Below are 26245 nucleotides of genomic sequence, written 5' to 3'. Positions count from 1 at the left end.
CATGACCGAACAGGCATACGAACCGGGGCAGCAGGCAACTGCTGCTCCCTCAGGTTCCCCGGCCATTGAGCTCCGTGGTATATCCAAGGCGTTCGGACCGGTGCAGGCGAACAAGGACATCTCGATTTCCGTGCAGCCGGGTACGATCCATGGGATCATCGGCGAAAACGGCGCGGGCAAATCGACCCTGATGTCCATCCTTTACGGGTTTTACAAGGCCGACGAAGGGCAGATATTCATCAACGGGGTTGAGACCCAGATCCCCGACAGCCAGGCCGCCATCCGGGCGGGCATTGGCATGGTGTTTCAGCATTTCAAACTGGTCGAGAACTTTTCGGTTCTGGAAAACGTGATCCTTGGGGTCGAGGAAGGCGCGCTGTTGCGCCCGTCCCTGGCCAAGGCGCGCCGCGAGTTGAAGGCGCTGGCCGAGGAATATGAGCTGCGAGTGGATCCCGATGCGCTGATCGAAGATCTGGGCGTGGGCAAACAGCAACGGGTCGAGATCCTGAAAGCGCTGTATCGTCAGGCCGATATCCTGATCCTGGATGAACCGACCGGGGTGCTGACGCCTGCCGAGGCGGATCACCTGTTTCGCATTCTTGACGGGCTGCGCGCGCAGGGCAAGACGATCATCCTGATCACCCACAAGCTGCGCGAAATCATGGAATATACCGACACCGTGTCGGTGATGCGGCGCGGGCAGATGACCGACACGGTCAAGACCAAGGATACCTCGCCCGAGCAATTGGCCGAGATGATGGTGGGCCGCAAGGTCCTGTTATCCGTAGACAAAGTCCCCGCAAGCCCGGGTGAGCCTATCCTTGAAATCGAAAACCTGCGCGTCGTTGACGAGCAGGGGGTCGAGCGGGTGAAGGGCATTGACCTGACGATCCGCGCGGGCGAGATCCTTGGCATTGCGGGCGTGTCCGGCAATGGCCAATCCGAGCTGATGGAAGTGTTGGGGGGCTATGCGCCCGCCACCGGATCGGTGCGCCTGAATGGGCAGGAGTTGGACCTGACCGGCAAGAAATCCGATGCGCGGTCGCGCCGCGCGCGCGGCATTGCCCATGTGCCCGAAGACCGGCAGGCGCGCGGTCTGATCATGGAATTTCCCGCCTGGCAGAACATGGTGTTCGGCTATCACGACGATCCCGAGATCCAGAAAAACGCGCTGTTGATGGACAACGCCAAGATGGTCGAGATCACGCAGGACAAGATGGACCGGTTCGACGTGCGCCCGCCGCACCCAAACCTCGCCGCCAAAAGCTTTTCCGGCGGCAACCAGCAAAAGATCATCGTCGCGCGAGAGATCGAGCGCAATCCCGATCTGCTGATCGTGGGCCAGCCCACGCGCGGCGTGGATATTGGGGCGATCGAGTTCATTCACAAGCAGATCGTCGCACTGCGCGATCAGGGCAAGGCGATCTTGCTGGTGTCGGTGGAGCTTGAGGAAATCCTGTCGCTGTCTGACCGCATTGCCGTGATGTTTGACGGTCATATCATGGGGGAAGGCCCCGCCCAGACCGCGACCGAAACAGGTCTTGGATGTCTAATGGCGGGGTTGGGTGGTAAGGATACCCGTGCAATGACCGGCTGGACCATCACCAAATACGCTGAGGCTGAGGACTAGGACATGGAAAAAATGCCAAAATGGGCAGACGTGGCCCTGATCCCGATCCTTAACCTGACGCTGGCCTTCGCGATCTCGATGGCGGTGATCGCCGCGATCGGGCAGGACCCGTTTGAAGCGGTCAAACTGATGGTCACCGGTGCGCTGGGGTCGAGCTATGGCTGGGGTTATACGCTTTATTACGCGACCAATTTCATCTTCACGGGCCTCGCTGTATCGATTGCCTTCAAAGCCGCGCTGTTCAACATTGGCGGCGAGGGGCAAGCGGCCCTTGGCGGGTTGGGCGTGGCGCTGGTGTGCCTTTACATCCCCTTCCCACATTGGTCGGTCGCGATCCTGTTTGCCATGTTGGGCGGGGCCTTGTTCGGCGCGCTTTGGGCGGCGATCCCGGCCTATCTGCAAGCCAAACGCGGCAGCCATGTGGTGATCACGACGATCATGTTCAACTTCATCGCGGCCTCGCTTTTGAACTATGTTCTGGTGAACATGCTGCGCCCGAAAGGCGCAATGGACCCGGCCTCGGCCCGGTTTCCCGAAAGCACCCACCTGCCCACCTTTCACGACCTTCTGTCACCCTTGGGCATCGCCTTTTCCAAATCCGCCCCGGTGAACGTGTCGTTCATCGTGGCGCTCGTGGCCTGTGTCGTCGTTTATCTTCTGTTGTTCCGCTCGCGGCTGGGGTTTGAAATCCGGTCCTTTGGCGAAAGCGCCAGCGCATCTGTCTACGCGGGCATTTCGCCGGTGAAAATCACCATGATCGCCATGCTTCTGTCCGGTGGTCTGGCCGGTATGATGTCGATCAACAACACGATGGGCGAAAGCGAACGGCTGATCCTGAACTCGGTCGAAGGGGCCGGGTTCATCGGCATTGCCGTGGCCTTGATGGGGCGCAACCACCCGTTTGGGGTGTTCCTTGCCGCCCTGTTGTTTGGGTTCCTTTATCAGGGGGGCGGCGAGCTGGCGCTTTGGATGTCGATCCCGCGCGAGCTGGTTCTGGTCATTCAGGGTCTGGTGATCCTGTTCACCGGGGCGCTTGATAATATGATCCGTATGCCGGTGGAACGCGCCTTTATCCGCGCCGCCAAACGGGCCGAGGCGCGCAGCGCCGCCACGCAGAAGGGGGCATAAGTCATGGATTTTCTGACCATCATCCAAATCCTCGACAGCGCCCTGCGCATGGCAACGCCGCTTTTGCTGGCTTGTCTGGCCGGTCTCATCTCGGAACGCTCTGGTGTGTTCGACATCGGGCTGGAGGGCAAGATCCTGGTCTCGGCCTTCTTCTCGGCGGCGATCGCCTCGATGACCGGGTCGGTCTGGCTGGGGCTGCTGGCCGGGGTGTCCGTGTCGGTGGTGTTCTCGCTGGTCCACGGGCTGGCGTCGATCACCTTTCGCGGCAATCAGTTGATCTCTGGCGTGGCGCTGAACTTCCTTGCCTCGGGGCTGACGGTTCTGATCGGTGAAACCTGGTTTGGCCTGGGCGGGCGCACGCCGACCCTGGAAGGGGGCGAGCGGTTCAGCCCGATCACCCTGCCCTTTGCCGATGCGCTGTCGGACGTGCCCATTCTTGGCCCGATCTATTCCGACCTTCTGTCGGGGCATACATTGCTGGTTTACGTGGCGCTGCTTCTGGTGCCGACGGTCTGGTATGGGCTTTACCGCACCCGTTTTGGCCTGCGCCTGCGCGCGGTGGGGGAAAACCCGGCGGCTGTGGATACAGCAGGGATTTCGGTCATTCGCCTGCGCTATACCGCGATGGTGATTGCGGGCATCCTGTGCGGATTGGCCGGGATCTATCTGGCAACAGGTCTGAGCTCGGGTTTTGGCAAGGAAATGAGCGCCGGGCGCGGCTTTATTGCCCTCGCCGCCCTGATCTTTGCCAAGTGGAAACCGGTGCCCGCGCTGGGGGCGACACTGCTTTTTGGTCTGCTTCAGGCCATCGCGATCCGCTATCCCAAGATCGAGTTGGGGCCGATCACCCTGCCCTCACAATTCATGGAAGCCCTGCCTTACATCCTGACCGTGATCATCCTGGCGGGCTTCATCGGCAAGGCCATTCCGCCCAAAGCCGGGGGCGAGCCGTATGTCAAAGAACGCTGAGGCGATTGCAGAGATGGTTCGGGGCCTTGCGGGCCCTGAACCGGTTGAGGTTGGGCTGGTGCTTGGATCCGGGTTGGGCCATCTGGCGGATGCGGTGGAGGGCGTGGCGATCCCCTATGCTGACCTGCCCGGATTTCCCCATGCAGGTGTCTCGGGCCACAACCCGAACCTTGTGGTGGGCAATCTTGGCGGTACCCGTGTGGCCGTCTTCGGCGGGCGCGCCCATTACTATGAAAGCGGCAAGTCGGATGTGATGCGCCTGCCGCTGGAGGTGCTGAAGGCACTGGGCGCCGACCGTCTGATCGTGACAAATGCCGCCGGGTCCATGCGACAGGACATTCCGCCGGGCGACCTGATGCTGATCGAGGATCACATCAATTTCTCAGGTCTCAACCCGCTGATCGGCGAGCCGTCGGATGCGCGGTTTGTGCCGATGGGCGGGGCGTATGATGCCGATATGCTCGCCGATTTTGCACGGATCGCCGAGGCAGAGGGCATCGCGCTAAAACCCGGTGTCTATGCCTGGTATTCGGGGCCGTCGTTTGAAACCCCGGCCGAGATCCGCGCCATTCGCACCCTTGGGGCCGATGCGGTGGGCATGTCGACGGTGCCCGAAGTGATTCTCGCCCGGTTCCTTGGACTGCGCGCGCTGGGAATATCCACCATAACCAATATGGCGCAGGGCCTGTCGGACGAGGCGATCAGCCACGAACATACCAAGGCCATGGCACCACTTGGCGCAAAAAAGCTGGAAAAACTGGTCCGGCGGTATTTAACCCGTGACGAGGAGCATGAATTTGCGCAATAAACCCAATTAACGCGCTTTTTCAACACTCTCGGTCTGCTGATGCAAATCTATCTTCCGATCGCCGAGGTTTCGGTGAATGCCTTTCTGCTTTTGGGTCTTGGCGGGATCGTCGGGATCCTGTCCGGCATGTTCGGCGTGGGTGGTGGATTTCTGATGACACCGCTTCTGTTTTTCATCGGCATTCCGCCCGCAGTGGCCGTGGCGACCGAGGCAAATCAGATCGTGGCCTCGTCCTTTTCCGGGGTGCTCGCGCATTTCAAACGAAAGACCGTTGATCTGAGGATGGGCCTCGTGCTGCTTGTGGGCGGCCTGATTGGAGCCGCCCTTGGGGTGCAATTGTTCAACGCATTGAAAGCCATCGGGCAGGTCGATCTGCTGGTGAAACTGTCCTACGTGCTGTTTCTGGGCATCATTGGCGGGTTGATGTTTCTGGAAAGCCTGAACGCGATTCTGAAGACACGCGGCGGCAAGGTGGTCACCACGCGGCGCAAGCATTATTGGGTGCACAACCTGCCCTTCAAGATGAAGTTCCGCACCTCGGGGCTGTATATATCGGTCATCCCACCGATCCTTGTGGGGGTCTTGGTGGGCATTCTGGCGGCGATCATGGGTGTTGGCGGCGGGTTCATCATGGTGCCCGCAATGATTTACCTGTTGGGCATGCCGACCAAAGTGGTTGTGGGCACGTCGCTGTTTCAGATTATCTTCGTGACCGCCTTTACCACGCTGCTGCACGCCACCACGAACTATACGGTCGATATGGCGCTGGCGGTTCTTCTGTTGATTGGCGGCGTCATTGGCGCACAGATCGGCGCACGGATTGGCGTAAAGCTGAAGGCCGAACAATTGCGCATCCTGCTCGCGGTGATGGTGCTTGCGGTCTGCGGAAAGCTGGCGCTGGACCTGCTGATCCAACCTGCGGAACTGTTTGAAATCGGGGCGGGGGCGGGCCATTGATGCGTTTCCTGACCGCCCTCTTCGCCCTGATCCTCTGCGTCACACCGGCACTGGCCAAAGAAGAGGTCGTGGCTGGCCTGAGCCAGAACATGGTTTCGATCAACGCAACCTTTGTGGGCTCAGAGATCCTGATTTTCGGCGCGGTGAAACGCGAAAGCCCCGCCCCGACAGATGAACCGCTTGAGGTGGTTGTCGTGGTGGAAGGCCCCAACAAACCGGTCACCGTGCGCAAAAAAGACAAGCGGTTCGGCATCTGGGTCAACACCGAAAAGCTGGATATCGCCTCGGCCCCCAGCTTTTATGCGGTGTCCACCTCCTCCACGCTGGACAAGTCGATCAGCACCCTGGACGACCTGCGCCACCTGGTGTCGGTCAGCCGCGCGATCCAGATCAGCAACAGCCCATTTACGATTGAGGATCCGACCGAGTTCACCCGCGCGCTGATCCGTATCCATGAACGCGATGGCACCTATCGGCTGCTTGAAAACAACGTGACCTTACGCCAGGACACCCTTTTTGACACGCGGATCGCACTGCCGTCAAACCTGACGGAAGGCGATTATCGCACCCGAATCCTGTTGACGCGTGGTGGGTATGTGGCGGCGAGTTACGAGACGGTGATTTCTGTGCAGAAAGTGGGGTTGGAGCGCTGGCTTTATAATCTCGCCCACAATCAACCGCTGATTTACGGCCTGCTGTCGCTGTTCATCGCGATCGCCGCCGGTTGGGGCGCCTCATCGATTTTCCGTTTTATCCAGCGCGGTTAAGACTTGCCGAAATCAAAGGTGCGTTCGGCGCCCCTTCCCCCGCCCCACTGGATCACAAAACCAGAAAACTAGTTTTCTAGTTTTCTAGTTTTCTAGTTTTCTAGTTTTCTAGTTTTCTAGTTTTCTAGTTTTCTAGTTTTCTAGTTTTCTAGTTTTCTAGTTTTCTAGTTTTCTTCGAAATGCGGGCCAAGCCACCGGCTGTCAACAAGGTTTCCGTGGGCTGGGGTCATCCGCGGCCGATATAGGGCATCTTTGTTGCGATCACCGTCATGAAATGAACATTCGCCTCGGGTGGTAAATTGGCCATATGCCAGACCGACGATGCCACGTCTTCCACCGCCATGGTGGGCGGCGGCACGTCCCCTCTCGCCACAGCTTCGTCAACGATCCCCTGCAACAGGTCAGTCCGCGCATTGCCAATGTCGATCTGCCCACAGGCAATATCAAAGGGGCGTCCATCGAGGCTGAGCTGCCGGGTCAACCCCGTGATCCCATGTTTCGTCACCGTATAGGTCACCGCGCCTTCACGCGGCACATGGGCCGAAATCGATCCGTTGTTGATAATGCGCCCGCCTTGCGGATCCTGCCGCCGCATTTGCGCAAAAGCGGCCCGCGCGCAAAGAAACATACCGGTCAGGTTTACACTCACCGCCTGCTGCCACTCCTCCACCGATACCTCATCAATCGGGGCGGCTGGCGTGAATATCCCCGCGTTGTTAAAGAGCACATCCAGCCGCCCGGCCTGATCCGCAAAATGATCAAAGGCTTTCTGCACGCTTGTGGGATCAGACACATCTGCGGGCAGAAGCACGGCAGTGTCATGGCCTTCCGCAATGTCCTGCAGAACCTCTTCACGGCGCGCCAAAAGCCCAACCTGCCAGCCATGGTCCAGAAAATATGTGGCCACCGCCCGGCCAATCCCGGCACTGGCCCCGGTGATCAGAATGCTAGGCATCATCGCCCCCTTCGGACTGCAATTGCAGCGGCGCGACCGGGACGCGCAGGTCATCCACGCGCAACCCATCCGTCGGCCGCGCCATCGCATAGCGCGTGACCCAATGCAGCCGTTGTTCAGCACGCGTAATCGCCACATAGGCCAGCCGCTTCCACAAGGGGATGCCGGCCTCTGACCGGCCCATCTGGGCCGCCGCATAGAGGTCGGGCGCAAAGACCTGCACGTCGGGCCATTGACTGCCCTGGGCCTTGTGGATCGTCACCGCCGCCCCGTGCAAAAACGCCGCCCCCATGCGCGCGGCATAGGGAATGAACGGCTCTTCCTCATCCGGCAATTCGATCTTAACAATCGAGGCCGCCGACACCTGAGGGTCCTCTGCCCCAATCACATGCAGCCGTGAAAAGCCCGGCTTCTTGCCCGGCCCCAGATAGACACATTGCGCACCTTTGATCAGACCGCGCGCCTCTAGGTCGATGCGTTTCTTGCGATGTTTCAGCGGCAGTTCGATCCCGTCACAGATCAAGGGCTCGCCGGGCAAAAGCTCCTCCGCCGGGGCACCAAAAGCCCCGCGAAACGCGGAGATCAATCGCACCCGCGTCTTGTTGCGCCAGACCAACACCGGCGAGCGCGCCATCAGGTCGGCATTCACACGCGGTGCCAGTTGCACCCGCTCATCGCGCGCCGCGGCCTCTTCGATCATCCGCTCAAACGCGTCAAACCCCAGCCCGTCGTCCGACAGCGCATGGGCCAGATCCAGGATCGGGTTGTCCTTGGTCTGCCGATGTACCCGACTGAGTTCCAGCTTCCGTGGCGCGCCCAGCTTGTCAAACACCATCGTGCCCGATTGCCCCACCGGGGCCAGCTGCGCGGGGTCACCAAACAGGATCAGCGTTGGGAAAATCTCGCGCAGATCATCAAACTGCTTGTCATCGAGCATCGAACTTTCGTCGATAAACCCGATATCCAGCGGATCATCGCGCCGCTTCCAGCCGGTGATGAAATCCGACCCGCGCAAGCCCGCCGCCGCCAGCGCCCCCGGAATGGATTTGTTGGTCTGGAAAAACGCATAGGCCCGATCCAGCGCCTCATCCGTCAACCCTTCGATCTCGGGACGTTCACCAGTATCCGCCAGCCATTCCGCGATCTTTTCATATTCCGGGTCATAGACCGGGGTGTACAGAATCCGGTGAATGGTGGTCGCCGGCACCCCGCGCATCCGCAACACAGACGCCGCCTTGTTGGTGGGGGCAAGAATGGCCAACGTGCGCCGATCCTTCTTTTTCTTGCCCTCGTAATCGCCCGAGACAATCTCGACCCCAGCCGCCTCCAACGCTTTATATAGCTCGGCCAGCAGCATCGTTTTGCCGGACCCGGCCTTGCCCATCACCGCAAACACCTGCGCCTTGCCATCCGCCATCGGGGTCAACAGCGCATCATCCAGGTTCACCCCCGCCCCGCGCAGCATATCCGCCACGCGATCATGGGCCTCGGCCTGGTCTTCAGAAAAGGTGATGGGGGGCTGGCTCGTCATGTCGCGACCCTACCCCGCCCGCCGGGCCACTGAAAGCCCGAAACGTCGCCCCGCTGCGAATGAAACCACACCACGATGGCCGCGCTTTTCCGGGACACAAGATGCCTCTGGCAGGGATATTTGGGACCAAAGATGAAAGGGCGCGCAAAGGCCAACTGCCATCTTTGGTCTTGAAATATCCCGGGGTGAGCGCATTGCGCGAGGGGCAGCGCCCCTTACGCGGTTTCGGCCATCGCGCCGCCAAGGTCCGTGGCGGGTTTGCCCGACAGCGAATACCGCAGCCAGCCCCGGCTCATCTCGCGGGTCACGCCAACACGTTTCAGGGTCGGTTCAAACGCGTTTTCATCCATCGACCAGAGCCCCACGCCGATTGCGTCGCGCCCTTCACCATCCATCCCGATCACCTCGGGCTGCAGCCCCATCAGGCGATAAATCCGTTGCATCCGTGGATCAAACACCCCCACGTAATGCTTCAGCTTGAAGGCCAACATCAGCTCGCCCGCGCCCAGCGCCAGCGCGGCTGATGCGCGCTTGTCCGCTTTTGGTGACAGGCAGAACCGGGTGCATTCCCAAATCAGCGGGCTTTCGATGGTCACCCCGCCGGTGAGGTGGCTGAAATGCTCATTCACCATGGTGCGCCCCACGGTGGGCATGAACCGCATCGATCCACCATGGCAGCCATCGGCCATTTCCCAGATCACGTAAAGCGGGTTCAGGTCGTCATATTGGTCGCGCTCTTCCCCGGCCTCGTTGACCGTCACGTCCCACCCAAGACGTTTCGAAAATTGTTCGGCCCGGTCGCGAAACATCGTATCGCGCAGCAGGGGAAAGCGGGAAAGGTCGTTTGCATAGAGATAGCGCAGCATCTTGGGGCTCCTGTGTCCGATCAGCTGAGGACACATTGCCGCCACAAGCGTTAACACCCGCCAGCCCAGCGCGCGCTGGGTTCACATTGCGGTAAGGTTCAGACGATGATGACCCCGGTCGACAGGGCCCGGGCGACCGCGTGGGTTGTGTTGAGCGCGCCCAGTTTATGGCGCGCGCTTTCGATATACACCCGCAGCGTATGTTCCGAGATCTTCATCTCGGCCGCCGCCTGCGCCCGGTTCATGCCCTTGGCCAGACAAGACATGGCGCCCAGTTCGCGGGGGGACAACATCGGAGTGGTGGCAGCGTCCCCCCACTGTTCGAACTCAAGGGCCTTCTTGTTCAACTCATGCGCCACGATCATCAGATCGCGGGCGTTTTCGTCGATGAAATCTGCCCAATCTGTGTCTTCCGCCGAACTGTTCACCGTGAACAGCGCAAACTGCCCGGATGGCCCGCGGATCGGGATCGTATACCCCTGGTTGCCCAACCCGTGATCCAGCGCGTCCTGCAGCATCGCGCGGGCGGGTTTGGACGACCAGTCGAGCTCTTTCCAGATCACCGGAGTAAAGCGCTGAAAACAGCCGAAAATAACCGGGTCCATCCGCAGGTAGTCTTTTTCCAGATAGCGGTCGACCCATTCCGGGGAATAGGTTCCCGCCCCAAAGCGTTCCCCGATTGAATTCACCCAGTGATAGACCACATGCAAGACCTTGTAGTGGTCGCGCAAGGCTTCGGTCGCGGCCTGCAGCCCTTCAAGCGTGGTCGCGTTTTGAATGTTCGTGAGCTGCTGCTCCAGGCTGTCTTTCATAGGACTGCATCATCTCCGCTTTCCGATCAGCGGCGCTCGCAATCTCTGTCAAGGCAACCAGTCGGGCGTCATCCAACGCTTCGGCGGTTACAGTCAGGTCGTTTCTGCGGGCATACGCCATCAGGTCGGTAAGAACATCAATGATCCAATCATTCGACATGTAAAGCCCCGTTTTAAGTTCCATCTGAACACAACCCTAGCATGAGAAACAAAAACCGTTAATTCACTGGTTCTTACTCCCCCAAAATAGCGAGGAAGAAATTTTTAAGCTTTTGTTTTTTCTGATCCCCATTGTGCGGATTGGCACAAATTCGCTGTGGAAGGTGATTCGTTTTGCGCGAACATCCTGCAGTGATTCGCCCTAAAAGAGTGCAAACGACATGAAAAAAACCCCGTGCTTTCACACGGGGGGAGCCAGGATTGGTTTGTGGTCTGGTTGGCGCGATCAGTCGCGAGCTTCCAGAGCGTCTTCCAGCGTCCGCAGGCCGGTTTTCGGTGCCTGAACCAGCACGGCCATGTTGCCCGGCTTGTGTTCGTTGCGGTACATCTTCAGGTGGGCCGCGGGGATTTCATCCCACGGGAACACTTCCGACATATAGGGATCGATCCGGCGTTCGATCATCAGCTGGTTGGCCGCTGCCGCCTGTTTCAGGTGGGCAAAGTGCGACCCTTGCAGGCGCTTCTGATGCATCCAGGTGTAGCGCACGTCGAAGGTACAGTTGAACCCGGTGGTGCCAGCGCAGATCACGACCATGCCGCCTTTTTTGCAGACCAGGTTCGACACCGGGAAGGTGCTTTCGCCCGGGTGTTCAAACACGATGTCCACGTTGTTGCCTTTGCCGGTGATGTCCCAGATCGCCTTGCCGAACCGGCGGGCTTCTTTGAACCATTCATTGTATTCCGGCGTGTTCACGGTGGGCAGTTGCCCCCAGCAGCTGAAATCCTTGCGGTTGATCACGCCCTTGGCGCCCAGACCCATCACAAACTCGCGCTTGTCTTCGTCCGAGATCACACCGATGGCGTTCCCGCCGGCGGCGTTGATCAGCTGGATCGCATAGGACCCCAGACCGCCCGAAGCGCCCCAGACCAGCACGTTCTGGCCGGGCTTAAGCTCATGCGGGTGGTGACCAAACAGCATCCGGTACGCGGTGGCCAGCGTCAGCGTGTAACAGGCGCTTTCTTCCCAGGTCAGGTGCTTGGGACGGCGCAACAGCTGTTGGGCCTGCACGCGGGTGAACTGGGCAAACGACCCATCGGGGGTTTCATAGCCCCAGATCCGCTGGCTGGGCGAGAACATCGGGTCGCCGCCGTTGCATTCCTCGTCATCGCCATCATCCTGGTTACAGTGAATGACAACCTCGTCGCCCACTTTCCAGCTTTTCACCTTGTCACCCACGGCCCAAACGATGCCCGACGCATCAGAACCGGCAACATGGTAATCTTGTTTATGCACGTCAAACATGCTGACCGGCACACCAAGACCCGCCCAGATGCCGTTGTAGTTCACACCGGCGGCCATCACCAGAACCAGCACCTCGTGGCTGTCCAGTACGGGGGTGTCCACCACCTCGACCTGCATCGCCTTATCCGGTTCACCCTGACGTTCGCGGCGGATCGCCCAGGCGTACATCTGTTTCGGCACGTGGCCCATCGGGGGCATTTCACCGATCTCATAGAGATCTTTTTTCGGTGCATCGTATTCCGCGATGCCGGTTTGCGTGTCCAAAGCCATGTCGGCCTCCTGTCAACTACAAGCAGTGATTCCTTTTGCCGCAATGCAGAAAAGCGGCTGCATTTGCAGCATTACGCATCACTCAGCAACATTGCAACCACATTCCGCCATAATTTGTAACTTTATGTCGCGCGTGACGCAAAGGTAAAGTTTTTCCCCGTAGATGGGGAAAAGCCACCATATTCGTAGACCCGCCCTAAAGCTGCGCGGCATCCGCCACGTCCGCAGGCGACAGGTCGGATATATGCACCGGTGTCATCGCGTCAGACAGATGCGCAATCGAGTTTGCATAAAAGGCAAGGATAACACGATCGGGTGCGTTGACACGATAGCGCCCCTGATCCTCGACAATCAGCCCGCGCATCATCAACAGGCGCAGCCCCACCTCTACCGCGTAATCCAGATCATTGCGCGGCATATGAATATGTGCCCCGCGCCGTTCCATATCCACGGCGAGCGTTTGAAACCGGTCGGTGATCTCGTCGCGGGTGTGGCTGTCTTTTTCCAGCATCACCGCAGCCACCAAAGGCACAGGCAGCACCGGAACCACATCCCGGATCCGATCCATCAATTCGCGTGCAATTCGTTCAGGCACCTTCTGGTCATTCTGATGCACGAAATCCTTCAGCGACAGCGGCGCGCCAAATGATACGCTGGCATAGCCAAACCTGTGAAACCGCCCGGTGATCCGCTGCCACAGATGCGTGCCCACGTGACGCGCAACATATTTGAACCGCAACCCGAACTTGCGCGCCCCCTTGATATTGGCGGCCACCAACACCCGGTCCTCCAGAACCCGGTCATAATTCATCGCCACCGGCAAAAACACCACATCCCGGCTGGTCTCGGAATCAAACCCGTCAATGATATAACTGAGCAGACCCATCTTGGGCGGTCCCACCTCGCCGGTCAGGCTCAGCCCGCCCTCGGGAAACATCGCCTGGGTCACGCCGCCATCGGTGGCCATACGCACATAGCGCGACAACACTTTACGATAGAGCGCATTGCGGCTTTTGCGCCGGATGAAATAGGCCCCCATCGACCGGATCAACGCGCGCAACGGCCAGACCCGCGCCCATTCCCCCACCGCATATGACAGGTGCGAGCGTTCCGCCGCCAGCCAGGTCACCAACACGTAATCCATGTTCGACCGATGATTCATCACGAAAACCACGGTGGCATCCGGGCTGACCTCTTTCAGCCGGGCCTCATCAAAGGCGCCAAGGCGGACCCGGTAAAAGGCGCGCGACAGGAGTTTCGCCAACCGGATGCCAAAGCCGAAATAAGCGGTGGCGGAAAACCGCGGCACAATCTCGCGCGCGTACCCGCGCGCCTTCTCAAATGCCACCTGTTCGGGAATGCCTTCCTCTGCCGCATGTTCGGCAATCGCGCGGGCGACCTCCGGATCATAGGACAAGCGCTGCACCATGTCATAGCGGCGCGCCAGTTTGAACGGCTCGATCGGCCGCTCCAACCGTTCATTCAACCGCGCCACCGCGCGTTCCAGCCGCTTGCGGAAAAACCAGCGCACCGAGGGAAACAGGAAATGCGACGCAAAGGTCACCGCGGCAAAGCCGAGGATCAGCACAAGGGCCCAAAGTGGAAGCTCAACCGTCTGCGTCATCCAAAAATCCTTCACAGGATTCTGCGAAAAGGTAAAGACATGGCGCGCCCTCCCCCTTCCTCTTGCCAAAAATACCTTCGCCGAAGGCATGGAAAATTGCCGAGCGCAGCGAGGCCACCCCCAACGGAGAACCAGCCGAAGGCGCAGATCCTCCGGCGGGAGCCCGCCCCCCGCGCGCAACATTCAGAACTCTCAATTTCCCTCTTGCGTAATATTCTTGCGTCTGCGAAAAATGCTGCACTGCAACATAGAGCGAGTCACACCATGACCACTGAAGAGCGCACCAAAGATCGGCCCTGGCTGTTCCGCACCTATGCCGGCCACTCGACCGCCAAGGCGTCGAACGCCCTTTACCGCACCAACCTGGCCAAAGGTCAGACCGGTCTATCCGTGGCTTTCGACCTGCCCACGCAAACGGGATATGACAGCGACCACGTGCTGGCGCGCGGCGAAGTGGGCAAGGTGGGTGTGCCGCTGGCGCATCTGGGCGACATGCGCGCGCTCTTTGATGAGATCCCGCTTGAGCAGATGAACACCTCGATGACCATCAACGCCACCGCGCCGTGGTTGCTGGCCCTTTATATTGCCGCCGCCGAGGAACAGGGCGCGGATGTGTCGAAGCTTCAGGGCACGGTGCAGAACGATATCATCAAGGAGTACCTGTCGCGCGGCACCTATGTCTGCCCGCCGAAGCCCTCCTTGCGGATGATCACCGATGTGGCCGCCTATACGCGCGAACATCTGCCCAAGTGGAACCCGATGAACGTCTGTTCCTACCACTTGCAAGAGGCCGGCGCGACGCCGGAAGAAGAGCTCGCTTTTGCGCTGGCCACCGCCATCGCCGTGCTCGATGACCTCAAGACAAAAGTCCCGGAAGAGGCCTTCCCCGCCATGGTCGGCCGTATCTCCTTCTTCGTGAACGCAGGCATCCGCTTCGTGACCGAGATGTGCAAGATGCGCGCCTTTGTCGAACTGTGGGACGAAATCACCCGCGAACGTTACGGTGTCGAAGACCCGAAGTTCCGCCGCTTCCGCTATGGCGTACAGGTGAACAGCCTGGGCCTGACCGAGCAGCAGCCGGAAAACAATGTCTACCGGATCCTGATCGAAATGCTCGCCGTGACCCTGTCGAAAAACGCCCGCGCCCGTGCGGTGCAGCTTCCGGCCTGGAACGAGGCGCTTGGCCTGCCGCGTCCCTGGGACCAGCAATGGTCGCTCCGGATGCAACAGATCATGGCCTATGAAACCGACCTTCTGGAATACGAAGACCTGTTCGACAACAACCCGGCCGTGGAGCGCAAAGTGGCCGCACTCAAGGAAGGTGCACGCGCAGAACTGGCGCAGATTGATGGCATGGGCGGGGCGATTTCATCGATCGAATATATGAAGTCGCGCCTGGTTGACTCGAACGCCGAACGGATCGGCAAGATCGAGGTGGGCGACACCACTGTGGTGGGCGTGAACAAATGGACCGAAGCCGCCGAAAGCCCGCTGACCGCAGGGGACGGCGCGATCATGGTGGCGGATAAGGAAGCCGAAGCGGATCAGATTGCCCGCCTTGAGGCGTGGCGTGAAACCCGCGACGCGGACGCTGTGGCCAAAGCGCTGGCTGACCTGCGCCAGGCCGCCAAGGATGGCACCAATATCATGCCCTCGTCGATTGCCGCCGCCAAAGCTGGTGTGACCACCGGGGAATGGGGCGAAGTGATGCGCGCGACCTTCGGTCAATATCGTGCGCCCACCGGGGTATCAAAGAACCCGTCGAACCGCACCGAAGGGCTGGATGACATCCGCGAACGCGTGGCCGCCGTGTCGGCGAAGCTGGGCGAGAAGCTCAAATTCCTGGTGGGCAAACCGGGGCTGGACGGCCATTCCAACGGCGCCGAACAGATCGCCGCCCGGGCGCGTGATTGCGGGATGGACATCACCTATGACGGCATCCGCCTGACCCCCGAAGAACTGGTCGCTTCGGCCAAGGAAAGCGGCGCGCATGTGGTCGGCCTGTCGATCCTGTCCGGCAGCCACATCCCGCTTCTGGAAGAGCTGATGGAGCGGATGAAAGCCGAAGGGCTGGGCCATATCCCGGTGGTGGCCGGGGGCATCATCCCCGACGAAGACGCAGATCGCCTGCGTGCTATGGGGGTTGCCAAGGTCTATACGCCCAAGGATTTTGAACTGAACGTGATCATGGAAGACATTGTCACCTTGGTTGCACCGCAGACCGTGGCGGCAGAGTAACCCACCGCACATCTAAAGCGTTTCGGCTTATTGTTGAGACACAATAATGAGGCGAAACGCTCGGTACCTACTGATGTTGCGGGCGTTTCGAAATCAACTTGTGACTCAAGTTTATCTCGAAACGCTTTAACAAGCGAAAAACCCGCGGCCTTGGCTGCGGGTTTCTTCTTTGCAGATGCTTGGCGACGATGTAATGGCGGGATCAGCCGCTCACATCCTCAAGCTTCTGCACCAGTTCCTTGTAGTGATAGCTTGGCAGGATCTTGCCAGTATCCCCTTCGACGAACTCGGGATCCATCGGCAGGCAACCCAGCCCACAGACCTGGCTGGTGACCATGTCTTCCGTGTCGATATACCAAAGCCGCCCACCGGGGGTGGCAACCCAGCCATCGATCCCCTCGGCCTCGTCCCCTTCCATATCTTCTGCAGACGGAAGTTCATTCACGTAATTGGGCGAGTACGCCCCGTGTGTGTGATATGACGCGGTCACCACGGCCAGTTCGTCCGGATCATTGGGGGCACAGGTGCCCTTGCGCCCGCGCTTGGCCTTGGTGAAGGCAAGGTTTCCGTCCGCATCACGCCCAATATAGCCGCAATACTCGCGATTTTTCTGGATCGAGATCGGTTGCAACTGGGCAAAGATCCGTTTGACGAGCGCCAGTTCATTTTTATCCTGCGCAAGTGCCGGGCTTCCATTTGCCAGACCAATGAGCGCCAGTGAAATGGCAAATGTTAGTGAAGCCTGTGTCTGTCGCATGTGCGCTCTGCCCTCTTCGCATCCTCGAAACAACAACAGGGACCGTGGGCCGCGCAAAGTCAACCCCGCAGGGCCACGAAGCCCGTCACATCGGTTTGACCTTTTGGACAAACAGGCGCATGGTGCCCGGCATCTGTCGGGCGCTAACAGCCCGACCTTTCCCAAGACCAGACATGACGTGACGAGGTTGCCATGACAGTTCATATCGGGGCCGAAAACGGCCAGATCGCAGACACCGTGCTGATGCCGGGGGATCCCTATCGGGCCAAATGGGTGGCCGAAACCTTTCTGGATGATGCCGAGCTGGTGAATGAAGTGCGCGGCATGTTCGGCTTTACCGGCACATGGCGCGGCAACCGCGTGACGGTTCAGGGGTCCGGCATGGGGATGCCGTCCATGTCGATCTATGCCAACGAGTTGATCCGCGATTATGGCGCCAAGACGCTGATCCGCATCGGGTCCTGCGGCGGGATGCAGGATCATGTGAAGGTGCGCGACGTGATTATCGCAATGACCTGCACCTCGACCTCCACCCCCAGCTCCACCCTGTTTCGCGAGCTGAACTTCGCCCCTTGTGCCGATTATTCGCTGCTGGCGGCGGCGGTTGAGGCGGCGAAATCGGCGGATGTGGGCGTGCATGTGGGCGGGATTTATTCGTCTGACACCTTCTATGCCGAGCGCAAGGATCTGGACGAACAGATGCAGCGTCACGGTATTCTGGGTGTCGAGATGGAAGCGGCGGAGCTCTATACGCTGGCCAATCGCTATGGCGTGCGGGCGCTGGGGATCATGACCGTGTCGGATCACCTGCTGACCGGCGAGGCGCTGCCGTCTGACCAGCGCGAAAAGAGCTTTGGCGACATGGTCGAGATCGCGCTGAACGCGGCCTTTGCCTGATCCACAGTGATGTGTTTTGGCGCGGGGGGCCTCCCGCGCCTTTACGACCTGACGGTCGACAGGCTTGGGCGTGGCCTCGCTTCGCTCGGCAGGGGCTTTGCCCGCCACGCTTTGTCCCAGGGCTCCGCCCGTTCTTCGGGCGAATTGATCCCCCGGATCAATTCCGGGAAGCCCTCGAACCCCAGGATATTTATGATTAGAAAATAAGCCTATCGGCGCCCGTGGGAGCGGTCGTAGCCATTCGCGGGTGGCGGGGCCCATCCTGCAAGGCTGCCTTCTTCCGGCGTGAACACCTCAACCAAAAGCGGGTAACAGGCAGCGGTGTCGGAGCTGTGTTCCGACGAGCAATCGCCGCCCGGACAGGCGGAAAGCCCGCCGATGAGGTCGATTTCGGCGAAAAATTCGAGGTGATCTCCTGGGCGCACCGGGCTGGCTTTCATGAAATACTGGCCGGTGTCGCGGGTAAATCCGGTGCACATGAAGACGTTCAGCACATCATGCACGTCGGATTCGGCCTCGGCCGGGGATACGCCCAGATGATCGGCCAGCGCGCGGGTCAGGTTGGAGTGGCAGCAGTGGTGATATTGCCCGCCCGACAGAAGGTTGTGGGTGTAAGGGTCGCAGCGCGTGCCGATCACGTCATGCACCGACCCACCGAAATCGTCGAACCCGTACCAATCGAGCGTATCTGCGGTGATGGTCGCCATCGGGCGCATGGCCGGAAAGCTCGACCACATGCGGTCTCCGGTTGACAGGTGGGTGCCATGCAGGGCGCGGGTTTTGCCGGAATAGAAGCGTTCGTGGATGTCGCCCGCGTTCCACAGATTGAGGTCCCCCACCTGCGGGCCGTCAACCGAGGTGATGCGAAAGAAACTGCCCGCGGGCACGGAAAAACAGCGCGCATCGCGGGCAGGCACCAACACCTCGTCCACCTTCTGCGCCGTGGCGCGGGCGGTGCGATAAAGATCCAGCGGCGCGGGTGTCAGTGTGTCCGGCGGGTAACAGATCACCGGCGCAATGGCCTTGCGGGTTTCCGCATCCTGAGGGGGCATTGTTTCGGGGGTGTCCAGCTTCATCGCGCGCTCCTTCACTGTCCCTGCACTGGGGCACGGGTTGGATCCGAAATCAAGCCCTGACGCGCAGGTGAATTGACACGGCCCGCATTGCTTGGCATGCGAGAAGCTGCAGGAGAAATGCAATGAAACTGGCCTATGTGATCGCGCCGGGGCGCGGCAAAACCAATGAACTTTTGGCAGGCGTTGCCGAGGCGCTGGCCGACCGGGGCGTGCGCCTTGCGGGGACCGTGCAGTTGGACACGGAACGTGAGGAAGAGTTTCATTGTGACATGGATGTGCTGGTGCTGCCCGACGGGCCGAAGATCCGCATCAGCCAATATCTGGGCGCAGGCGCCAATGGCTGCAAACTGAACCCCGAGGCGCTGGAAACCGCGGTGGCGGCGACGGAGCGGCAGATTGAAAAGGGCGCGGACCTGTTGATCGTCAACAAGTTTGGCAAACAGGAAGCCGAGGGGCGCGGGTTTCGCCATGCGGTGGGCGAGGCGCTGTCGCAAAATATGCCCGCGATCATCGGTGTGGCAGGCACCACGGTTGCGGCCTTTCTGGACTATGTGGGTGAGGCGGAGGAACTGCCACCTGAGCCCGACGCGCTGTTGGCCTGGGCGCTTGAGGCCACGGGCAGATCGGAATGAAAAGGGCGCCAAGGTGGCGCCCTTTCGTTTTTCAGGTCCGGAACACCTTGTAGATCGCCGGGATCACCAGAACGGTCAGCAGGGTGGAGCTGAGCAACCCGAACAGAAGCGAAATCGCAAGCCCCTGAAAGATCGGGTCCGCCAGGATCACCACCGCGCCGATCATCGCCGCGATCGCCGTCAGCAGGATCGGTTTGAACCGGATCGCGCCCGCTTCGATCAGGATCTCGGTCTTGTCCTGCGCCGGGTCCGCGTGACGGATGAAATCCACCAACAGGATTGAATTGCGCACGATGATCCCGGCCAGCGCAATAAAGCCAATCATCGAGGTGGCCGAGAAAGGGGCGGCAAAGATCCAGTGGCCTGCCATGATGCCAAGGAAAGTCAGCGGGATCGGCGTGAGGATCACCAAGGGCAGTTTGAACGAGCCAAATTGCGCCACCACCAGGATGTATATCCCAAGAAGCGCCACGGCAAAGGCCGCGCCCATATCGCGGAAGGTGACCCAGGTCACTTCCCATTCACCATCCCACAAAAGCGTCACCACGCTTTCATCCTCGGGCTGGCCGTTCATGCGAACGACCGGTTTGGTGCCGGGGGCCCAATCCATCTGATCCAGCGCCTCGGCCACGGCGAGCATCCCGTAAAGTGGCGCTTCGAAGTCACCCGCCAGTTCGGCCTGCACCATCTCGGTGGCGCGGCCATTGTGGCGAAAGATCGGGAAGCTGGCGCGTTCTTCCGTCACGGTGATGACGTCACCCAGTTCCACCACGCCACGCGCACCGGGCAGGGTATTGGCAGGGATCGGCGTGGACAGGAAGCGTTCATCCAGCACCCTGTCGGATTTGTCGCGTTCGATCACGATGGGCAACGGGTTGCGCCCCTCGCCGCGATGAGAATACCCCACGGTGTTGGCCGCATTCAGCATCGCCAATGTCTGGAACACGTCGCCTTCCTGCACGCCGTGAAATTCCAGCGCATCGGTGGAAATCTCGGCGCGGAGCTTTCGCGGTTGCGTGCCGAAACTGTCATCCACGTCAACCACGTAAGGCACGCTTTCAAAGGCCTGACGGATTTTGGTTGCGGCCTCGCGGCGCGCCTCTGGTGTGGGGCCATAGACCTCGGCCAGCAGGGTGGCGATCACCGGGGGGCCGGGGGGCGGTTCAACCGTTTTCATCGCGGTACCGGGGGGCAGATCCAGCGCCTTCATCCGCTCACGGATCTCCAGCGCGATGTCATGGCTGGTGCGGTCGCGGTCATGTTTCGGGGCCAGAAGGATCGCCACCTCACCCATCTGCGGTTCTTCGCGCAGATAGTAATGGCGCACGAGACCGTTGAAGTTGAACGGGCTGGCGGTGCCGGCATGGGTTTCGACCGAAATGACCTCGGGCAAATCCATCACCAGCCGCGCCACATCCTGCGCCACCGCATCGGTCGCTTCCACCGACGCGCCTTCGGGCAGGTCGATCACCACCGAAAGCTCGGATTTATTGTCAAAGGGCAGCAGTTTGACGGTGACGTCCTTGGTGTACAGCAGCCCGAGCGAGCCGAAGCTGAGCACAATGGCTGCGATCAGGAAGGTCAGGCTGCGGGCCTTGGTTTTCAGGACCGGGCGGGCCACGGCGGAGTAGATCGCACCAAGACGCCCGCCATGGGTGCCCTCGCCCGAAGGATCATGCGAGGGATCATGAGCGGGGGCCTTGCCCGCGATCTTGATCATCAACCACGGGGTGATAATCACCGCCACGAAGAACGAGAAGATCATCGCTGCAGAAGCGTTGGCCGGAATGGGCGACATGTATGGCCCCATCAGGCCCGACACAAAGAGCATCGGCAAGAGGGCGGCCACCACGGTCAGCGTCGCCACAATGGTCGGGTTGCCCACCTCGGCCACCGCGCGGATCGCCTTGGTGACCCGATCCGCCTTGTCCTTCATCGCCCAGTGCCGCGCGATGTTTTCAATCACCACAATCGCGTCATCCACCAGGATCCCGATCGAGAAGATCAGCGCAAAAAGCGACACACGGTTGAGCGTATAGCCCATGATCCAGGCGGAAAAGAGCGTGAGCAGGATGGTCACGGGGATCACCACCGCGACCACGATGCTTTCGCGCCACCCGATGGCCAACAGCACCAGCCCGACGATGGAAATGGTGGCGAGGCCCAGATGGAACAGAAGCTCGTTGGCCTTTTCATTGGCGGTCTCGCCATAATCGCGGGTGATGGCCACGTTCAGGCTGTCGGGGATCAGGCTGCCTTTCAGCGCCTCGACCTTATGCAGCACCTCTTCCGCGACGATCACGGCGTTGGCCCCGGCCCGTTTGGCAATCGCCAGCGTGACCGCCGGGGTGCGGTGCAGGCCGTGGTCATCGCGGGTGATCTGGCTGACGATGCTTTGGGACGTGTCGGGCACAAAGCTCACATCCGCAACGTCACGCACGTAAACGGCGCGCCCATCGCGGGCGGTAAGCAGCAGGTTGGCAATTTCAGCCGGCGCGCGCAGGGTTTTGCCGGCGACCAGCGCCACTTGCTCGCCCTTGTCCCGGATCAGCCCGGTGGAAAAGGCGCGGTTGGCGGCCTGAACCTTGCCGGTCAACTGCTGCAGCGTGATGCCATAAAGCGCGAGCCGTTCCGGGTCGGGCGCGATGCGGATCACCTCGGACGCATCGCCCACCAGATAGGTCAGGCCCACATCCTGGATCTTGGACATCTCGACCTGCAATTCGCGCGCCACGCGGGTGATATCACCCGCGGTCACGTCGCCCGCATGGGGGTCCGGCGTCAGGGTCAGCGCGACGATGGCCACATCATCAATGCCACGCCCCACGATCAGCGGTTTGTCGATCCCGACCGGGATCCGGTCAAGATTGGCATTCACCTTGTCATGCACCCGCAACACGGCGGCATCCGACGAGGTGCCCACCAAGAAGCGCGCGGTGACCATCGCGTAATCATCGCGGGTCGAGGAATAGACATGCTCGACCCCACCCAAGCCCTTGACGATGGTTTCCATCGGTTCGGTCACCAGCTTCATCGCGTCTTCGGCGCGCAGCCCGGGGGCCTGCATGTGGATGTCCACCAAGGGGACCGAGATTTGCGGCTCTTCCTCGCGCGGAAGGGCCCCCAGCGCGACCAGCCCCACGGCAAGGGCCGCAAGGATCATCAGGGGCGTCAGCGCCGACTGAATGAAGGCCTTGGTCAGCCCCCCGGCAATGCCCAGCGGCGTTTTGTGCGATTGGTCACTCATGGCTGCCCCCAGTGATTGGGGTGATCGGGTCGATCACAACATCGCCCACGGTCAGACCGGTGAGCACTTCGATCATCCGGGTCCCGTCAACCGTCACCGGTTCGCCCAGAACCACGGCCCGTTCGATCGGGGCCTCTTTCCCGCGGATTGTCACGAAATCGAGCCCCATACGGGTGACCACGGCGTCCAGCGGGACCACCAGTTTCTCGGCGCTGCCCACCGGCAGGCGCACCAGCACGCGGGCATTCACAAAGCTGGCGTCCAGCGCATCCACCTCGACATCGGCAATTACTCGGCCGTTTTCGATCTGCGGGTATAGCTTGGCAAGCCGCCCGGTCTGCGCCTGCCCGTCGGTGCCGATCTGGATCTCGGCCCCTTCGGCCAGATGATGCGCGTGGCGTTCGGGCACGGCGAGGCGCAGAAAGACCCCCCCGCCCCCGATCATCGCCATGGCCTCGCCCGGCATCACCACCGCCCCCTTGGTCACCGGGACGCTCAGAACACGCCCGGCGATGGGCGCCAGCACGGCCCCTTCGGTGGCCTGTTGCTCAATCACTTGCCGTTCGGCCCGGGTCGCGGCGATCTGGCCTTTGACCACATCGACCTGCGTGCGCAGCGCATCCAGCCGCTGGGCGGTGGCGACACCCCGTTCCACCAGGCTTTCACCGCGTGTCAACTCGGCCTCGGCATTGGCCAGTTGCGCGTTCAAAGAGGTCAGCGTTGCGTCCACCGCCGACAGGCGCAGAGCGAGCTTTTCATCGGACACAAGGCCAATTTGCTGCCCTTCGCTGACCTGATCCCCTTCGCTGACCAGCACCTCGATCAACGTGCCGCCCAAACGCGTGCGCGCGGGCACATTATCACGCGGTTCGACCTTGCCGAAAACGGCTTTCCATTCCGGGATCACGACCGGGGTCACGGTGTGAGAAATCTCTGCCTGGGCCAGCGCGGGAAGCGCCAAAAGCGGCAGGGTGGTCAGCAAAAAGCGCAGCATGGGGTGTCCTTTCCGTTCGCGGTCTGGATTTCATATGCATTTTTTTGAATATATTTCAACCCCTGTCCCTGCGCGAGATCAATTTCCCATAAAAAAACCCACCCCGGGCGAACCGGGATGGGTTTGAATTCGGGTCTGGTCCAGGATCAGCGGGTCGGCACCGGGGTCTCGCCGCGATAGTCGTAAAACCCACGACCGGCCTTGCGCCCGACCCAGCCCGCTTCGACATATTTCACCAACAGCGGACAGGGGCGATATTTCGTATCGGCCAACCCGTCATGCAGCACGTTCATGATCGCCAGACAGGTGTCCAGACCGATAAAATCCCCGAGTTCGAGCGGACCCATCGGATGGTTCGCGCCCAGTTTCATTGACGCATCAATCGACGCCACCGATCCCACGCCTTCGTAAAGCGCATAACAGGCTTCGTTGATCATCGGGATCAGGATCCGGTTCACGATGAAGGCCGGGTAATCCTCGGCACTGGCGGCGGTTTTGCCCAGGCGGTCAACGACCCCCAACAGGGTCTGATAGGTTTCTTCCGAGGTGGCAATGCCCCGGATCAGTTCGACCAGTTTCATCACCGGCACCGGGTTCATGAAATGAAACCCCATGAACCGTTCGGGCCGGTCGGTCTTGGCGGCAAGCCGCGTGATCGACAGGGACGAGGTGTTGGTGGTCAGGATCGTGTTTTCACCCAGCGACGGCGCGAGACCGGCAAAGATCTGGTCCTTGATCTCTTCGCGTTCCGTGGCCGCCTCGATCACCAGATCGGTGCCGCCCAATTCGCCCAGCTCAGACGTGGTGCGGATATTGGCCAGCGCCGCGTCCCGCGTTGCCTCGCTCAGCGCGCCTTTTGACACCTGCCGTGCGGTGTTCTTTTCGATCCGCGCCATGGCCGCGGCCAGTGCATCTTCGGAAATATCGTTCAGCAGAACCTTGTAGCCGGACGTGGCAAAGACATGGGCAATCCCGTTGCCCATCTGCCCTGCCCCGATCACCCCAACGGTTTGAATGTCCATCCTCTTACCCCGCAAAGCTATAGGCGGTTTTCACGGTGGTGTAGAATTCCGCCGCATAGCGCCCCTGTTCGCGCGAGCCATAGCTGGACCCTTTGCGCCCCCCGAAGGGCACGTGGTAATCGACCCCTGCGGTGGGCAGGTTCACCATCACCATCCCGGCTTGCGACTTGCGCTTAAACTCACGCGCATATTTCAGGTTTGAGGTGCAAATGCCAGAGGAAAGGCCAAATTCGGTGTCATTGGACACGGAAAGCGCCTCGTCGAAATCGGCAACCTTGATGATCGAGGCGCAGGGGCCAAAGATCTCTTCGCGGCTTGATCGCATCTGGTTGGTGGCACCCACAAACATCGCAGGGGCCTGGAAGAACCCTTCGGTGTCGCGGTTCAGACGGTCGCCGCCGATCACCTCGGCCCCCTCTTCGCGGGCCAGATCCACGTAACCGAGGTTGCCGTTCAGCTGACCTTCCGACACCACCGGCCCGATCTGCGTGGCCACGTCCAGCGGATTGCCCACGGTCAGCGCCTGCATTTCCGCCGACAGGCGGTCGACAAATGCGTCATGGATGCCCGCCTGCACGATGATGCGCGAGGACGCGGTGCAGCGTTGCCCGGTCGAGAAGAACGCCCCGTTCAGCACGGTCGAAACAGCAATGTCCATCTCGGCGTCATCCATGATGACCATTGGGTTCTTGCCGCCCATCTCCATCTGCAGCTTTTTCATGCCGCGCGCGGCGTCCACCGCCATGTTGCGGCCCACGGGAACGGACCCGGTGAAGGTGATCGCATTCACGCCGGGGTGGTCGACAATCGCCTGCCCCACAACCGATCCACGGCCCATCACAAGGTTGAACACGCCCGCGGGCACGCCGGCCTTGTGCAGGATTTCGGCCAGAAGATGGGCCGAGCCTGGCGTCAGGTCGGCAGGCTTAAAGACCACCGTGTTGCCATAGGCCAGCGCCGGCGCAATCTTCCACGCGGGGATCGCGATGGGGAAGTTCCAGGGGGTGATCATGCCGACCACACCCACCGGTTCCCGCACCACATCCACGTCCACATCCGGACGGACCGAGGCAATCGCATCGCCCGCAACCCGGATCGCTTCACCCGCAAAAAACCGGAAAATCTGCGCCGCACGGGCGGTCTCGCCGATTGCTTCGGCCAGGGTCTTGCCCTCTTCGCGGGCCAGAATGGTGCCGATTTCATCCTTGCGGGCAAAGATCTCGGCCGCGACCGTTTCCAACAGATCCGCGCGCACCTGCGGCGAGGCATTGGCCCAGGCTGGCAGCGCCGCATTGGCCGCCGCCACCGCGTCATCCACCTGTTCCTGGGACGCATGGGCGTAGTCGCCAATCACATCCGACAGGTCCGCGGGGTTGAGGTTCGGGGCGGCATCCACGCCGTCCAGCCATTCACCGGCAATCAGGTTCTGCTTCATGGTCGCTCTCGTCATATCTGATGGTGGGGGAACCACGGCGAGCTTTGAACTCGGCGGGGTCGGAAAGGGGGTGAGGAAAGCCCTTGTGACATCATGGGGAGATCAAGTTCGGCTTTCCTCTAGAACCGGCCGCCAAGAGGAATAAGCAGCCGGTTATTCTTTTAAGGC

At 60.7% G+C, this 26245-nt stretch carries 22 protein-coding genes; 9 read left to right on the top strand and 13 right to left on the bottom strand.

Going from position 1 to position 26245, the window contains the following annotated elements; all coding sequences use genetic code 11:
• Position 1 precedes the first annotated feature (1 nt).
• Genes ACP15V_RS12815 through ACP15V_RS12790 form a run of 6 tightly spaced genes read left to right on the top strand, consistent with a single transcriptional unit; the run spans position 2 to position 6259 of the window.
• Positions 2 to 1630 (top strand): ABC transporter ATP-binding protein, encoded by a 1629-nt coding sequence (locus ACP15V_RS12815; RefSeq protein WP_424944095.1) that lies wholly within the window; start codon positions 2 to 4, stop codon positions 1628 to 1630.
• 3 nt (positions 1631 to 1633) lie between these two features.
• Positions 1634 to 2758 (top strand): ABC transporter permease, encoded by a 1125-nt coding sequence (locus tag ACP15V_RS12810; protein ID WP_424944094.1) that lies wholly within the window; start codon positions 1634 to 1636, stop codon positions 2756 to 2758.
• Between the two features lie 3 nt (positions 2759 to 2761).
• Positions 2762 to 3727, top strand: coding sequence for an ABC transporter permease (locus tag ACP15V_RS12805; protein WP_424944093.1), 966 nt, complete (start codon positions 2762 to 2764; stop codon positions 3725 to 3727).
• Entirely contained in the window at positions 3711 to 4535 is an 825-nt protein-coding gene (locus tag ACP15V_RS12800; protein ID WP_424944092.1) for a purine-nucleoside phosphorylase, read from the top strand. Before ACP15V_RS12805 ends, ACP15V_RS12800 begins: the two co-directional genes overlap by 17 nt.
• Positions 4536 to 4574: 39 nt before the next feature.
• Positions 4575 to 5492, top strand: coding sequence for a sulfite exporter TauE/SafE family protein (locus ACP15V_RS12795; protein WP_424944091.1), 918 nt, complete (start codon positions 4575 to 4577; stop codon positions 5490 to 5492).
• Positions 5492 to 6259 (top strand): TIGR02186 family protein, encoded by a 768-nt coding sequence (locus tag ACP15V_RS12790; protein WP_424944090.1) that lies wholly within the window; start codon positions 5492 to 5494, stop codon positions 6257 to 6259. Before ACP15V_RS12795 ends, ACP15V_RS12790 begins: the two co-directional genes overlap by 1 nt.
• A 226-nt stretch (positions 6260 to 6485) precedes the next feature.
• Here ACP15V_RS12790 and ACP15V_RS12785 read toward each other — a convergent pair whose 3' ends face one another.
• The 7 genes from ACP15V_RS12785 to ACP15V_RS12755 form a co-directional block, all read right to left on the bottom strand.
• Positions 6486 to 7214: an SDR family oxidoreductase gene (locus ACP15V_RS12785; RefSeq protein WP_424944089.1), complete on the bottom strand. Its 729-nt coding sequence runs from the start codon at positions 7212 to 7214 to the stop codon at positions 6486 to 6488.
• Positions 7207 to 8745, bottom strand: coding sequence for an ATP-dependent DNA helicase (locus tag ACP15V_RS12780; RefSeq protein ID WP_424944088.1), 1539 nt, complete (start codon positions 8743 to 8745; stop codon positions 7207 to 7209). The genes ACP15V_RS12785 and ACP15V_RS12780 overlap by 8 nt, the downstream gene beginning before the upstream one ends.
• 215 nt (positions 8746 to 8960) lie before the next feature.
• Entirely contained in the window at positions 8961 to 9611 is a 651-nt protein-coding gene (locus ACP15V_RS12775; protein WP_424944087.1) for an acyl-homoserine-lactone synthase, read from the bottom strand.
• A gap of 98 nt (positions 9612 to 9709) precedes the next feature.
• On the bottom strand, positions 9710 to 10423 hold the full coding sequence (locus ACP15V_RS12770) for a helix-turn-helix transcriptional regulator (protein WP_424944086.1): 714 nt from the start codon (positions 10421 to 10423) through the stop codon (positions 9710 to 9712).
• Positions 10368 to 10607: a hypothetical protein gene (locus ACP15V_RS12765; protein ID WP_424944085.1), complete on the bottom strand. Its 240-nt coding sequence runs from the start codon at positions 10605 to 10607 to the stop codon at positions 10368 to 10370. The genes ACP15V_RS12770 and ACP15V_RS12765 overlap by 56 nt, the downstream gene beginning before the upstream one ends.
• A gap of 261 nt (positions 10608 to 10868) precedes the next feature.
• On the bottom strand, positions 10869 to 12155 hold the full coding sequence (gene ccrA / locus ACP15V_RS12760) for a crotonyl-CoA carboxylase/reductase (RefSeq protein ID WP_424944084.1): 1287 nt from the start codon (positions 12153 to 12155) through the stop codon (positions 10869 to 10871).
• 196 nt (positions 12156 to 12351) lie between these two features.
• Positions 12352 to 13779, bottom strand: coding sequence for a 1-acyl-sn-glycerol-3-phosphate acyltransferase (locus ACP15V_RS12755; RefSeq protein ID WP_424944083.1), 1428 nt, complete (start codon positions 13777 to 13779; stop codon positions 12352 to 12354).
• Positions 13780 to 14043: 264 nt separating this feature from the next.
• Here ACP15V_RS12755 and ACP15V_RS12750 point away from each other — a divergent pair, with 264 nt between their 5' ends.
• Positions 14044 to 16017, top strand: coding sequence for a protein meaA (locus tag ACP15V_RS12750; RefSeq protein WP_424944082.1), 1974 nt, complete (start codon positions 14044 to 14046; stop codon positions 16015 to 16017).
• 202 nt (positions 16018 to 16219) lie between these two features.
• On the opposite strand, the gene ACP15V_RS12745 is transcribed toward ACP15V_RS12750, so the two are convergent.
• A complete protein-coding gene (locus tag ACP15V_RS12745) occupies positions 16220 to 16774 on the bottom strand; it encodes a DUF4329 domain-containing protein (RefSeq protein WP_424944081.1) in 555 nt (184 codons plus the stop codon).
• A gap of 192 nt (positions 16775 to 16966) precedes the next feature.
• Between ACP15V_RS12745 and deoD the strand changes: the two genes are divergently transcribed.
• Positions 16967 to 17671, top strand: a complete 705-nt coding sequence (gene deoD, locus ACP15V_RS12740; RefSeq protein WP_424944080.1) for a purine-nucleoside phosphorylase — start codon at positions 16967 to 16969, stop codon at positions 17669 to 17671.
• A 209-nt stretch (positions 17672 to 17880) separates the two neighbouring features.
• Here the strand turns inward: deoD and ACP15V_RS12735 are convergent, their stop codons facing one another.
• Positions 17881 to 18747: an urea carboxylase-associated family protein gene (locus tag ACP15V_RS12735; protein WP_424944079.1), complete on the bottom strand. Its 867-nt coding sequence runs from the start codon at positions 18745 to 18747 to the stop codon at positions 17881 to 17883.
• A gap of 122 nt (positions 18748 to 18869) precedes the next feature.
• On the opposite strand from ACP15V_RS12735, the gene ACP15V_RS12730 reads away from it, so the two are divergent.
• Complete coding sequence (locus ACP15V_RS12730; protein ID WP_424944078.1) at positions 18870 to 19379, top strand: DUF2478 domain-containing protein; 510 nt, start codon at positions 18870 to 18872, stop codon at positions 19377 to 19379.
• Positions 19380 to 19410: 31 nt separating this feature from the next.
• Here the strand turns inward: ACP15V_RS12730 and ACP15V_RS12725 are convergent, their stop codons facing one another.
• From ACP15V_RS12725 to ACP15V_RS12710, 4 genes are all read right to left on the bottom strand, one after another.
• Positions 19411 to 22626 carry an efflux RND transporter permease subunit gene (locus ACP15V_RS12725; protein ID WP_424944077.1) on the bottom strand — a complete coding sequence of 1072 codons (3216 nt, stop codon included), beginning with the start codon at positions 22624 to 22626 and terminating at the stop codon, positions 19411 to 19413.
• Positions 22619 to 23620 (bottom strand): efflux RND transporter periplasmic adaptor subunit, encoded by a 1002-nt coding sequence (locus ACP15V_RS12720; RefSeq protein WP_424944076.1) that lies wholly within the window; start codon positions 23618 to 23620, stop codon positions 22619 to 22621. The genes ACP15V_RS12725 and ACP15V_RS12720 overlap by 8 nt, the downstream gene beginning before the upstream one ends.
• Before the next feature lie 146 nt (positions 23621 to 23766).
• Positions 23767 to 24642 carry a 3-hydroxybutyryl-CoA dehydrogenase gene (locus ACP15V_RS12715; RefSeq protein WP_424944075.1) on the bottom strand — a complete coding sequence of 292 codons (876 nt, stop codon included), beginning with the start codon at positions 24640 to 24642 and terminating at the stop codon, positions 23767 to 23769.
• 4 nt (positions 24643 to 24646) lie between these two features.
• Positions 24647 to 26092 (bottom strand): aldehyde dehydrogenase family protein, encoded by a 1446-nt coding sequence (locus ACP15V_RS12710; protein WP_424944074.1) that lies wholly within the window; start codon positions 26090 to 26092, stop codon positions 24647 to 24649.
• Between the last annotated feature and the right edge of the window lie 153 nt (positions 26093 to 26245).

Origin of the sequence: Aliiroseovarius crassostreae (assembly GCF_049803815.1) — a bacterium.
GTDB classification, from domain to species: Bacteria; Pseudomonadota; Alphaproteobacteria; order Rhodobacterales; family Rhodobacteraceae; genus Aliiroseovarius; species Aliiroseovarius crassostreae_A.
The sequence above is the reverse complement of the archived record's forward strand: the minus strand, read 5'-3'. Positions and strand labels throughout refer to the sequence as shown.